At 47.5% G+C, this 11,968-nt stretch carries 9 protein-coding genes and 1 pseudogene; 2 read left to right on the top strand and 8 right to left on the bottom strand.

The window, feature by feature from the left end:
• Nucleotides 1–77: 77 nt before the first annotated feature.
• The 3 genes from NC980_RS25605 to NC980_RS25615 are packed head-to-tail and all read right to left on the bottom strand — an operon-like array spanning nt 78 to nt 3,798.
• The gene (locus NC980_RS25605; RefSeq protein WP_190377174.1) at nt 78–2,888 is read right to left on the bottom strand and encodes a hypothetical protein; all 2,811 of its coding nucleotides are present in this window, start codon (nt 2,886–2,888) and stop codon (nt 78–80) included.
• Nucleotides 2,863–3,189 carry a hypothetical protein gene (locus tag NC980_RS25610; protein ID WP_190377175.1) on the bottom strand — a complete coding sequence of 109 codons (327 nt, stop codon included), beginning with the start codon at nt 3,187–3,189 and terminating at the stop codon, nt 2,863–2,865. The genes NC980_RS25605 and NC980_RS25610 overlap by 26 nt, the downstream gene beginning before the upstream one ends.
• Nucleotides 3,190–3,195: 6 nt before the next feature.
• The gene (locus tag NC980_RS25615; protein WP_190377176.1) at nt 3,196–3,798 is read right to left on the bottom strand and encodes a hypothetical protein; all 603 of its coding nucleotides are present in this window, start codon (nt 3,796–3,798) and stop codon (nt 3,196–3,198) included.
• A 725-nt stretch (nt 3,799–4,523) separates the two neighbouring features.
• On the opposite strand from NC980_RS25615, the gene NC980_RS25620 reads away from it, so the two are divergent.
• Complete coding sequence (locus NC980_RS25620; protein ID WP_190377177.1) at nt 4,524–5,087, top strand: recombinase family protein; 564 nt, start codon at nt 4,524–4,526, stop codon at nt 5,085–5,087.
• Between the two features lie 18 nt (nt 5,088–5,105).
• Here NC980_RS25620 and NC980_RS25625 read toward each other — a convergent pair whose 3' ends face one another.
• The 5 genes from NC980_RS25625 to NC980_RS25645 all read right to left on the bottom strand — a co-directional run bounded on the left by NC980_RS25625 (nt 5,106) and on the right by NC980_RS25645 (nt 11,359).
• Nucleotides 5,106–5,399, bottom strand: coding sequence for a hypothetical protein (locus NC980_RS25625; RefSeq protein WP_348254084.1), 294 nt, complete (start codon nt 5,397–5,399; stop codon nt 5,106–5,108).
• Nucleotides 5,400–5,691: 292 nt separating this feature from the next.
• Entirely contained in the window at nt 5,692–7,908 is a 2,217-nt protein-coding gene (locus tag NC980_RS25630; RefSeq protein ID WP_190377179.1) for an ATP-dependent RecD-like DNA helicase, read from the bottom strand.
• 301 nt (nt 7,909–8,209) lie between these two features.
• On the bottom strand, nt 8,210–8,836 hold the full coding sequence (locus NC980_RS25635) for a hypothetical protein (RefSeq protein WP_190377180.1): 627 nt from the start codon (nt 8,834–8,836) through the stop codon (nt 8,210–8,212).
• Between the two features lie 188 nt (nt 8,837–9,024).
• The gene (locus NC980_RS25640) at nt 9,025–9,387 is read right to left on the bottom strand and encodes a DUF6788 family protein (RefSeq protein ID WP_190377181.1); all 363 of its coding nucleotides are present in this window, start codon (nt 9,385–9,387) and stop codon (nt 9,025–9,027) included.
• 124 nt (nt 9,388–9,511) lie between these two features.
• Complete coding sequence (locus NC980_RS25645; protein ID WP_190377182.1) at nt 9,512–11,359, bottom strand: hypothetical protein; 1,848 nt, start codon at nt 11,357–11,359, stop codon at nt 9,512–9,514.
• Nucleotides 11,360–11,847: 488 nt separating this feature from the next.
• Between NC980_RS25645 and NC980_RS25650 the strand changes: the two are divergent.
• A pseudogene (locus NC980_RS25650) lies at nt 11,848–11,968 on the top strand (IS6 family transposase); the annotation flags it as partial.

Consider the following 11,968-nt stretch of genomic DNA (forward strand, 5'->3'; position numbering starts at 1 on the left):
CAAGATTGGCGAGAAGTCGCTTGCTTGCAAACTGCTGCGTAAATTGAGCGAACCTAGCGATTGCGGGATAATTGTGCTCAATTTTGAACATCTCCGGTTAAGTTGACAATACCAGCGTTAGAGAGCGGAATGTCTTTCGCCTGCAAGATGTTTTCTGGAACGATTTTTTCGGAAGATGGCGCAATCGCATCCATTGATCGACCTGCCCGAACTGCCTCAGCATAAAGCTTAGAGAAAGCCGAGTATCCGTGAAACTTGTTGTCATACTGACCCAATACGCGATACCTTGCCCGTTGTTCTTTCTGATTATTCGCAACGGCTGCCAGTAGTTCTGGCGACGGGTGATGACTACACTCAGTTAATCGCGCATCAGCATCAACCAGCCAATGAGAGCAAAGGCGCGTTGGATCAGTTCGGAAAGATTCATCCGTGTTTCGCATCAATACATTGGGGTCGTAACCGAAAAAGCGTTGATACGAAGCCAGCGAATTTGGCTGAATTGCGCCGATGATTCGAGTGTTGAGGTTTTGAAGAATTTGCGATCCAGCCACTGAATTTGCGATTGTATCTGGGTCTTGTCCACTAATAATTGGGCGAATTCCTGATTTTGCACCATTGGCGCAGACTTGCCCAATAATCTGAGCAATGCCGTTGTATTTAAACAGAATTGGACTTTCATCGATTGCAAGGATACTATCCGTTACCTCTAACGCTTTTCTAAATGCCATTGACTGGGCTGATAACGCTAACACTGCGGCTTCAATGTTGTCGCCGACATTTCGCAGGGCAAACACAATGAATTTGGCATCAGTGCGAATCGTACTGGGCTGAGAGATCGCTTTCCCAACGCGACTGGTGAGCCAGCCTTTTAGCTCCAGCAGAATGGTTGAGATTGCTTCAGAAATCATTCCAGATTCAATTTCTAGATCCAGATGCGTCACTAATTTGATGAAGTCAACGAGCGTTGGCATCTCAAACCAGGCTTCGCTTCCAAATCCTCCTTCAAAAGCGGCAGCGTACCGCTCTTGGATGTGTAAATCGTTGAAGAATGCTGCGATTGCTTGCCACAAAACAGTATGGACTCGCTTGCCCAGTTGTCCCTCTGTTTCGGTTCCCATCACCATGATGTTCAGCGCTTTAACCAAGAACTCTTTGTAGTCATCGAGCCGTTCAACTTGCTGCTTCTCAGGAAGATGCCGGACATCGGGGATTTGAAACAGATTGTTTGCTTCCGACCCAATATCAAAGTAAGCACCTTGATCACCGAAGAACTTTACTAGGTCTGTGTAAGTGGTTGTTCCATCGGCTTTGGGATAGTCCAGCGAAATAACGTGCATTCCGTTGGCGATTCCACAAGTAAAAATGTCAGACATTAAAACTGACTTACCACTGCGGGTTTCTCCCATGATGAAGATGCCGCGGTGCTTGGTGATGAAGTCAATTAGCAGTGGTGCATTGCCTTCACGAGTAATAAATTCTATGCCGCATGAATCGACAGGCTTAGTACAAGCAAGCGGCATTAATCCGGGTGCTTCGTTCGTGAGATACAGTTGCTTACGATCGTCACCCAATAGCCAGTCATCCACAATTGGAAGGGAGCGCAGCCATAACGACCAGGCAACCTCAGTTTCTCGAATAAAGTCACCTTGCGGGAAGGCGTTCGTTAGCTTCTGGCAAGCTTCAAAAAGGGTATGGGGATCATTCCGGTAGATCAGTGCGACGACTGAAACCCAGATCGGCATTGCACCTTCATAAATTTTCTCTTGAGCTTCCACCCCCTTTTTCATTCGCATTTGTGAAAGAACATCGACGTTTTTGAGTTCAGCAGCTCGATGAGTCGCAGTGTAATTTTGCTTAGTAAGCCGTTGCAAAGTGATTCGAGTCATCATGCGATCAGCAGCCGCCAATTCACAGACAAATTCGCAGTCAGGGAACTGTGAAAACACTTTCCAGAGATAGTAAAGCTGGTGTTCGGGTGAAGCAAAGCCAGGGGGTTTTGACTCTAGCGCGATCGCGCCCACATATTTGCCTTTCACCCATGCCCACTCTCGATCTGCCTTGGGATGGCTTGGTCTGCCATTCTCCCCTCGGACTAACACACTCAGCGCGTGATAGGGTTCTCGGATCTCTTCCCTCAGACTAACTGTTCCTGCGGTTTCTCGAAGAATCAGGCACTGCGGTAAAGGGATGGCTCTGCGGGTGTTGAAATCGTCCCATACATAATTCCAGAGATCAGTTGCTGTCATTGGAACTCCATTCAGACCCATACGGGTATTGACTTGTTGTTCCCAATACAAATAGCCATCGGTGAAGGCTTGAGTTAAAAGCTCCAGATAATGCGCTTTCTCCTTCGATTCCTTCATGCCTTTGAGCGTTTCATATTGATCGACAAGCCATGCGAGTAGTTTCTCAGTGCGATCTTTACTGGTTCCTCTCCCTGGCTCGATCGTGTAGGTCGCAAATAGATAAATTTGCTTCGGTTGTCGTTCACCTTGCAGGGTTAATTCTCGTGTTGATCTTTGTTGAGCAAGCAGCAGGAACTGAGTTTCTAAACTTTCAGTCGAGTGGATGAGATGCTCTAGCTCTCGTTGGCGATCGACATCATTGGCAAACGATCGGAGATGAATGCGGAGCCGATCTCCCGGACGTAGCCCTTTTAATCCTTCCTCCAATCGAGCAAGAACACTCTCTGCTTGACCAGTGGCTAGTAGAGTATGAATTCCTGCCACTTGGAAACCGAATACGAACGAGTATTTGCGCCCTTTCTTGAGCAAATACGCGCCAACATTCCGACCTCGCAGTTCTAGACTACAGATGAATTCAAGGTGAGATTCATTTTCAAAAGGCTTGAAATGATAGTGCTTAGTGCTGACCCGTTTCTTCGTCATGTTCTTGCTCTAAACAACTGGTGTAGTGAACATAGCCTCGATTCCAGTCGGGAGGCGGAACGAATTTATTTGTAAACCTCCAGGTTCTTTCGCCAACCACAAGCCACCAGGTGCTCAATCCCCAGGTGCTGACCAGCAGAAACCATAGAAATCCAAGTGAAAGCACAACCCGAACCAGAAAATAAGAAACAACTAGGATCACCAGCGAAGGAGCTAACAGCGCTGCTGGAATGGGACCTAAGCTGGGTTGCTTTCCTAAGCTCTGATTAACAGGGCGAAAGTGCTGATTACCTTCAGTCATAACGCTTTACCCCCTTGCCGCTGTACCACCGCCGAAGAACATGGCGCTGAGTCCTTCTACAACCACAACGGCAGCGACGACAATAAAGGCGTTTTGCATTAAAGGCTGCCACTGTTCACCCCGTTGCGCTTGGTAAACAGCAAATAGAACAAAGCCCACCGCAGTCACCCAAACGACAATTCTGAGTAAACCGAATAGGAACGTGATAATACCGCCGTCAATGTATTGTCCGAAGATGGTGTTAGCTTGCTGTTCGGCAGAATTGAATAGTTGAGCCGATGCAGGATCAGAGCTAAGCGTAATACCTGCAAAGCACAAAGCACCAAAGATCGCGCCTATCACTCTCCAACCTCCACAGCCGTGGAACCAAGGCTGTGAGGTGAGAAGCGGAACCCATTCAACAAATCGAACGACTAAAGCTGCGAGAGCAACCATAAACCAAATGGAAACTGGAAAGTGAGTGATGATGAGCAAAGCGGTTAAACCCAAACAGGTGACGAACGGAATGAATCGACTGAGTTGGGTTTTTCGGCTCAATGGAAGTGGTTCCTGCGGATTTGCGCTGTGCACTAACCGAGCCAAGTGAGACTGCAACGAGGGAAACGCCATCGTTTTGACTCCTGATATGAAAGAAACACTAAAGCTTTGTCGCGAAGTTACCAAACAAGACTTCGTGCATGAGAGTGAAGATGAACTTGGTGTGCTGCCCTGATCGAATTTGCAAGTCTTCTGAAATTCGAGACAAAAGTATCTTAAGCGGATCGTTCAAGCTCTCGACAAAGTTTACAAGTTGAAATAGTACAGCGCTACTGTGTTCATTGAGAAAGCGTTGACGAACATCCTATAGGGAGATTACGGTTCAGGGAATTTATATTCTTCTTCGGCTTGAATTCGTCTATATGAATGAGAATTTGCAGTGAGCGAGAACCAAAATCGAAAGATAAAATCCTGATATCGTAAGCCTTCTCACTCCTTGACTATAGATTCTTGCCATCACGCAAAACGATGGATAGCTCGTATACTACTGAATTTAATTTCTATATAGCTAAGTGATTCTCTTCTACGTAGTTGTGATTGATGAAACCAATCACTAAGGAGCTATATTTCTGAATCAGTGAATTTCTTAAGATTATTTTTATATTGAAATTCGCCGTTCTTTTTAGTATTTCTGTCTCTCAAAAAGGGGAGCTTTTGAGAATCAATATTTCAATCGCTTTCTAGTTCCTAGAGTTTTGAAGGTGGGTTTCACAACTACTATCAAAATGATAATTCTAGTTTTCCGGTTAGCGATTTTTATTATGGAAGAATGTTAAAGAAGATTACAATCATGGTGCATGTTGATTGGCTACAGACGAATTTCGCCTGATGACCAAACGCTAGACCCGCAAACTAACACTCTGAATCAGGCAGGGTGCGATCTCATTTTCACGGACATCACCACTGAGCCAGGAGCAAAACAGCCCCGACTCGAGGAAGCGATCGCTTACGCCCGTCCCGGTGATGTTCTCGTGGTGTGGCGATTGAATCGAGTTGGCAAGCCGCTCAAGCAGCTATTCGAGTGGATTATCCAATTACACGATCGCGGGATCACGTTCAGAAGCTTGGAAGAGAATTTAGACACGCAGCGCTACGATTCGGTAGAAATGCTGCGGATACTGCGAGTGTTAGTCAACTCCGAGCAGCAGGTCGTGACCGAGAAGACGCAAATTGGTCTAAAGCGTGCGAGAGCCAAAGGGAAAAAAGGAGGACGCAAGCGCTCCCTAACGCCGCAACAAATTCGGATTGGTCAGACGTTGGCAGCCGATCCCACACAAACCGTTGAAGATGTGTGCCGAACCTTGAAAATCTCGCAGTCAACGTACTACCGCTACATTCATCCAGAACGGCAACAGGAATAACTATTTTCAGCTTGATTCTTAATCAGACTCGGCTTGAGGAAGATCTAAAACGATCATGGCTTGTCGATCAATTAAGGCTTGCAGCATCGAGAGTTGTTGTTCGAGTTCAACGATCCAGTTTCGTCGCTGGATTCTCGCCAGCCAATCGCGATATTTTTCACTGCCAATCTTCCCCAAGCCTTGATGCTTTACTTCCGGGTTGATGCTAGTGAGTTTGTAATATTCATAGATTTTGCCGCCTTTGTTCTGAAAGTTGGGGCTGATCCAGACATTTGCGGGAGCGACAGCGCCGGAGTTTCTGATTTGGGTCATGAGAGCCAGCAGGCGTTCCCGTTCGGCAAGTAGATGTTCACTCACTGTTTCTTGTCGGTCTGAGCTTACACAGACAAGAATACAAGCGAGATTTCTTGTCGATCGAACTGTTCACCGACAAGAAGCAAGTAATTTATGCTGATGCTCAAGCGGGACAAAATGTTTTGGGCTTGCGCTCATCTTGGCTTTTTGTCGATCACCGAACGAAGCGACCAGAAAGTGCAGGACCAATCTTCTGGCTCACTTTCTGGTAGTGCTATTTCATCAAGGATGAAGAGTAATGGCACTACTCTCACGACTCACTCATCCCAGTGACCGCTGCGTGTTCCTGCAACCGCTGACTCAAGAGTGTATACCGCCGTTGATCACGACATTGAGTGACCGCATAACGCAGTGCTTGCGATTGTCCCACCAAAATCGCCAAGTGCTTGGCGCGAGTCAGCGTTGTATAAAGCCACGGACGACTCAGCATCACTGCGTTTTGCATAAACAAAGGTACGATCGTCACTGGGAATTCAGAGCCTTGTGCCTTGTGTCCAGTAATACTGTATGCCAATGTCATCTGGTCCCATTCGCTACGGTGATAGTCCACCCAATGGTCCTCGAACTGAACACCTAACACCTGTGCTTCAGCATCATAAGCTTCAATCACCCCTAATTCGCCGTTCATCACTTCGCGCTCATAGTCATTCTCAAGCTGAATGACACGATCACCCACTCTAAACTTCAGTTCCTCAGACTGCACTTCTAGCATTTGACACTTTGACGGATTCAAGAGGTCTTGCATCATCGTGTTGATCGCTTTTGTGCCAATTTCGCCTTTGATCATCGGACAGAGAATCTGCACATCGTTAAACGCATCCCACCCGAGTTGAGGAAGCGTTGCACAAATCAGCTGACGAATACAATCGATGCCGTGCTGCGGAGAGTGGGACGGCACCCAAATGCAGTCCGATTGTATCGATGCGGAAAGGCGCTCCATCTCCAAAAGTTCACCTCGGTTGATGGCATGCGCCTGACGAATAATTGCAGAACTTTGAGCTTGTCGCCACACTTGAGTTAACCGCACCACCGGCACTTGTTCTGACGCAATCAACTCTCGAAGGACTGCTCCGGGTCCCACACTGGGGAGTTGATCGACATCGCCAACGATGAGGAGCTGAGACTGAATGGAAACAGCTTTAATTAGTGCGTGAGCTAAAAACAAATCTGCCATCGAAAACTCATCGACGACAACACAGTCTGCAGGAATGGGTCGCGTTTCATCCCGCCCAAAGTAGCCGCTTCTTGGTTCGTATTCAAGCACTCGGTGCAGCGTGGAAGCTTCTCGCCCACTCAACTCCGACAGTCTTCGTGCAGCTCGTCCGGTCGGAGACGCTAGAGCAACTCGCTTTCCCATCGCTTCCCACAGTTCGACGATCGCACGAACTGTGTGAGATTTGCCCACGCCTGGACCTCCAGTGAGAATCACCACTCGCTCTGATGCTGCCAGTATCACCGCTTCGCGTTGTTCGATCGATAATGGCAGATCTGAAGCTTCACAATACTGCTCCATCCACGTTTGTACAAAGTCGCCGTCCACGCTCGTAGAGTGATCCAGCCGCAGTTTGAGCCGGGACGCAATCACCGTTTCTGCCCGGTAGAAAGCAGGTAGATAATAGCCCAACCGCCCTGGATACTTGCGGCTTTCTTCAACTCGTAATTCCTCAGCCGCAACGAGCCATCCAAGCTGCTGTTCGATTAAATCTGGCTGTGGGCGATAGTCGGGACGGGCAAGGAGCCGCACCGCTCGTTCGACAATCGCGGCATGCGGCAAAAAACAATGTCCTTCGCGTCCGGCTTCTCGCAATCCGTGCAGAATCGCGCTGCGGTAGCGATACTCAGAGTCAGGGGCAATGCCTAATTGAGTGGCAATGCCATCCGCCGAGTGAAACCCGATGCCGCGAATCTCGGCAGCAAGCTGAAACGGATTGTTGGAAACAATCGAGATCGCGTCTTCGCCATAGTGCTTCAGCACTCGAATTGCTTGACTTTTCCCAATGCCGTAAGTTTGCAGAAACATCATGACGGTATGAATCTGCCGCTGTCCCATCCAGGCAGAGCGAATCTGCGACAGTTTCGCTTGAGCAATCCCTTTCACTTCGATCAGTCGCCCAATTTCTGTATCGAGAATCGTAAGTGTGTCGAGTCCGAAGCGCTCCACAATCCGTTTCGCCATCGCAGGACCAATGCCGCGAATCATGCCGCTACCTAAGTAGACCTCGATGCCTGCGATCGTGTTGGGAATGTCTTCGCGATATTGCTCCACTTGAAACTGAGAACCATACCGGGGATGAGTCCGCCAAGTGCCCTTGAGAATGAGCGATTGTCCCTGGTTGAGTGCAGCAAAGTTACCCACGATCGTCACCGTTTCCTCAGCCGTTGTTTGAAATCGCGCTACCGTAAATCCAGTTTCGGCGGATGTAAAGACGATTGTCTCAATGCTACCAACGAGTTCCTCAGTATCCATGCTCAAGCGCAAGCAACCTGTAGCCGATCTTGCCACATTTGACAGCGTCTAGGGCAAACCGTTTCCACATAGAACTGGTTTTAAAGCAAAGGGACGAGCGATCGCGCTTATGTCAATCGTAGTCGCGGCAATAAGAATCAATAAGGCTGTCTTAACCGAAGCGTAAACAGAGTGATGCAGAAGTTGATGCGATATGCACAAGAATTAGGAAGACGCTTGCTAACAATCAAGCGTCTTGCCTCTGAGGGTGACAATTGTAGTGCTTCTTTGGCTGCCACTCTTGATCCACAAAACTCAACAATCAATCGCTCTCGTTCTCTATCTGTTGCAAGTTCGTGAGTAACTGAACGGCTTCGCTATACGTTACTTGTGCTGTCGTTTTTTGCAAGTGGTGCATCACGAACCATTTGTACTGAGGCAATGACCAGCCAAGGCGGACGGTTTCGCGGAAGATCGATCGCATGATTGCTTCTTGTTCAGGAGTGTATTCAGGAGTGCGATCAGGATAAAAAGCAGGCGGTTGACCTGAAGCAGACCGCTGAAATAACTGTGCCGGAAACTTTATTACCATCTCTGATAGCTGAATCGGAGCAGCATTCCAGTAGTCATTGGGACGAAGATACCAATCGGCTTCACTTAGATCAAATGCTGGAGGTGGTGAGGTGTAAAAGATCGCCTGCTGTCCCTGTTGTTCAGGCGGAATGTATTCGACAGCGGCAGCATGGTCAAGCCAGTATTTCTCGTCCTGAGTGAGCGATCGCGGCTTGAATCCAGTCGGCAATTTGAGATCGAGTAATCCTGCCTGCCAAAGCTGGCTGCGAGTTTCAAGATCAAGCTGCGGCATTCCTTCCCAAGTTTGACGATTTCTTGCTTGATTCGTTGTCCGATTGGCGGTGGATTTGACACCGAACCCTTTCGCATCAGCCATGTCGAGTTAGAGAATGAGTGTTGCCTCAATTGTCGCACCTCTTACTTCAATTGAAAGTTTTCTTATGTAAGTCAGATTGATTCTTATGTACAAAAAATGAGTTTCAATGGTAAATTTGTACATAAGAAATAAGCACTTTACATAAGAATTTTCTCGATCGCGTTGAGATTAGGTAATCAGAATCTCCACTAAATCTGTCTAAATCGCTTGCCGACATACCGACTCTTCAGCTTGCCATTCTCGCGCCAGTAAGCATACCAATACGGTCCATGTAACTCTCCATCGATTCCTGCACACTTACATCCTGCTTTCCCACACCGAACTAGCTCCAACTGATACAGTCGCGCGGCTCCGCCGATACCGTTAGGATCGTCGCTCCGCTGTGTTTCAATCACTTCGCGTCCTTTTGCAGTAACCGCTTCTGAATGCACTGATTGTTGCTCAAGCGATCGTACTATGTCGCCCAATTCGGCATAAAGCTGTTTTGCCTGCGCCAGAGTGAGTCGTCCGAATGCAGTCCGAAGTTTATCGATGTCAGGGCGCTTAGCCATCACTTTTGAACAAGGAGAGTAAATTGTCAACGCAACAAAAAGACATTTCGGTTGTAATTGAGCAGTCGATCAGCACAGAAGCCAATACACAAGAAAATTGGGACAGCGTGAGCATCTAGTTCTCCTAATTGCGATTCATCTCAGTGGAAGCGGTGTGACTGAGCCAATTGAGCCACTGTCGCAGTTCTAAATCACTCAGCAGCGTGAGACAGGTTTCGCTGAAGTGCTGCCAGAGAATCCAATCGACTTGCTCAACCGACCAGCCTAATCGGGCAATTTGCAATTCGATCTCGGCTAATAACAATGAGCGCTCCGATTGACTAACAAATGGGGAGGATTGCACTTGAGGCGTTCGCAGTTCATCCACTCGTTTCCATGCCATCGCTTCGGCAATCAGAATGGGATCACCAGAGTTAAGATATCGCTGCATTTGCTCAGCTCCTGTCTGACTTGACAAACTGGATTGAAGCTGATGCTCGATCGCGAGTTGGATTGCTTCTTCACACGCTTCTTGCTGTGCTTGAGCTTCAAGTGAATTCTCAATGTTGTTACTTACCGGGTTAGGACAAGAACCTTCATTAACAGAAGAATTACCGCCTGTAGTCGCACAAACCTGAAGTTCAGAATCGCTAGGATCATTGCTAGAAGCAGAATTACTGCCTTCGCCCTGTAATAAGCTTGTAATATTCTGAGAGCTTTTCTCTGGCTCTAATTGCTGTAGATTACCTAGAGAATCGCTCATGAGAAATTGAGGATGCCAAAGATCTCGATGACGATACAACGATCCTCCCCCGATTCGATATTGAAGTAATGCTTTGAATCTTTGTGTTGATTGACTGGGAAGAATTCCTTTTTCTAAGAGATCAGCGATCGCACTTCTAATCCGATCTCGTGCTGATTCTGATTGTTGTTGGTTCCAAGACGGAGCTTGATCGATCGCGCTTTCTAATTCTTCAGACTTTGCCTTAAACTTTCCTTTCTGATCCCCGTAATGAAAATAGTGACTTGATTGAATGCACCTTGCCCATTCTTCGGCTCGATGTTCAATTTCATGCTGGTGACGGCAAAACTCCTCATATCCCGGCAGTGACTTCGCGGTTTCAACAATCTCTTCAACTAGAGCACTTCCGACTAACGGTTGACCACCGGAGAGAACGTGATGAAAAATGTACGCTCTCATCGTAATGCGCCCCAACAAGCGATTGGTTTGACCACAGCCAGTCCAACCGAGTTCGATTTCTGCATTCAGATCATTGATAAACTTCTCCGCTTTACCAGAGACTCGAAACAATCGTCGTTTTGCTTGCTTGAGAATTCGCTTGAGCAGTTGAGTGTCAAGTGAATTCCGGCGTTGAGCAAAGTGCCAATATTCAACAAAAGTCTGCTGTGTGCTCCAAATGGGCTGAAATTCCACGTTCAACAAATACGACCCGACTTGCAGCGGCAGGCGGTGAGCATTGAACAGGCTTGGTGTTCCGTTCGCAACATAAGGCTTAGGGTTCGGAAAGGTTTCGAGCTGTCCGGGAACGATCTTGAAGCCAGAGTTTTCGAGCAGAGTCGCGACGGCAATCGCTAATTGCCAACTACTGTGAGCTTGCGGAAATGGAAAATAGAGATGTAATCCTCCGCTGTAGCTAGATGTGCAGACGATGGATTCGACTAACCCAAGCGGTTCTAATGCAGCAGCGATTCGACCAATTGCGAACGGGTCACGTTTCGGATGGTATGGGCTGCCAGCATCGATATCAATCAGACAGTACTGTGTTTCTGCACCGAAGCGAACACCATAGAGATATCCGCCCTGACGAATGAGACGATCTCCTAAAGGATGGCGAGACTCAGTTTGCCAGTTGACTTCTGCGCCAACACAAGGAAGTTCTGCCCAAATATAATCGTAACGATGTGGAAAAAGCGCGAGAAACTCATCAGTCCACTCACGCACGCTTTCAAGCGCGAAATGTTTTGTTGCCATAGCCCAGTAGTGAGTGAGTGTGAAGTCACCAAAAGCGATGTACTCAACACACTCGGTCGAAGATACTAGAATCCGATCTGTATAACACGAGCAGAATTCGGCTTTCGGCTTGTCAACAGTCTCGATCGCGCAACCCTTCTTAGTTTGTCAACATTGGCTGCAATCCTAACCCACCGTTGAGTTTGGGAAATGGTAGGTCAATCGATCCTAGAATCTACATTTGCGATCGCTAAAAATTACGTCTTATGATCCTAGAGCAGCGAAATATGGCTTATTACAAGTTCGTCATTGAATTCTAGAACTTCTGTCAACATTGGCAACAACTTGCAGTAGATGTAGCTTCAGTACGTTGGTCAAATGATTCTAGAATTTCAGTCAACACTGTCAACACTCTGAAAAATGCTCATAGTCAAGCACGCCCGTATTGTCAGGTTAACCGGAACGTAGAATAATCGTACTAGTTCAACTTTAAGAACGACTGCTTGCCCATGTACTCCCGTCATCGCTTCCCTGGTGAAATTATTAGCTACTGCGTTTGGCTGTATTACACCTTTCCGTTGAGCTACCGGGACATTGAGAAAATGATGCTGTATCGCGGCATTGAAGTCA

It is taken from the genome of Leptolyngbya sp. AS-A5, from assembly GCF_039962495.1.
Taxonomy (GTDB): Bacteria; Cyanobacteriota; Cyanobacteriia; order Leptolyngbyales; family Leptolyngbyaceae; genus Leptolyngbya.

Bases quoted from the DNA above. Each gene is read 5' to 3' on its own strand.
- NC980_RS25640 (WP_190377181.1), bottom strand. From the start codon at position 9,387: ATGGCTAAGCGCCCTGACATCGATAAACTTCGGACTGCATTCGGACGA.
- NC980_RS25630 (WP_190377179.1), bottom strand. From the start codon at position 7,908: ATGGATACTGAGGAACTCGTTGGTAGCATTGAGACAATCGTCTTTACA.
- NC980_RS25625 (WP_348254084.1), bottom strand. From the start codon at position 5,399: ATGACCCAAATCAGAAACTCCGGCGCTGTCGCTCCCGCAAATGTCTGG.
- NC980_RS25615 (WP_190377176.1), bottom strand. From the start codon at position 3,798: ATGGCGTTTCCCTCGTTGCAGTCTCACTTGGCTCGGTTAGTGCACAGC.
- NC980_RS25620 (WP_190377177.1), top strand. From the start codon at position 4,524: ATGTTGATTGGCTACAGACGAATTTCGCCTGATGACCAAACGCTAGAC.
- NC980_RS25610 (WP_190377175.1), bottom strand. From the start codon at position 3,189: ATGACTGAAGGTAATCAGCACTTTCGCCCTGTTAATCAGAGCTTAGGA.
- NC980_RS25645 (WP_190377182.1), bottom strand. From the start codon at position 11,359: ATGGCAACAAAACATTTCGCGCTTGAAAGCGTGCGTGAGTGGACTGAT.
- NC980_RS25605 (WP_190377174.1), bottom strand. From the start codon at position 2,888: ATGACGAAGAAACGGGTCAGCACTAAGCACTATCATTTCAAGCCTTTT.
- NC980_RS25635 (WP_190377180.1), bottom strand. From the start codon at position 8,836: ATGGCTGATGCGAAAGGGTTCGGTGTCAAATCCACCGCCAATCGGACA.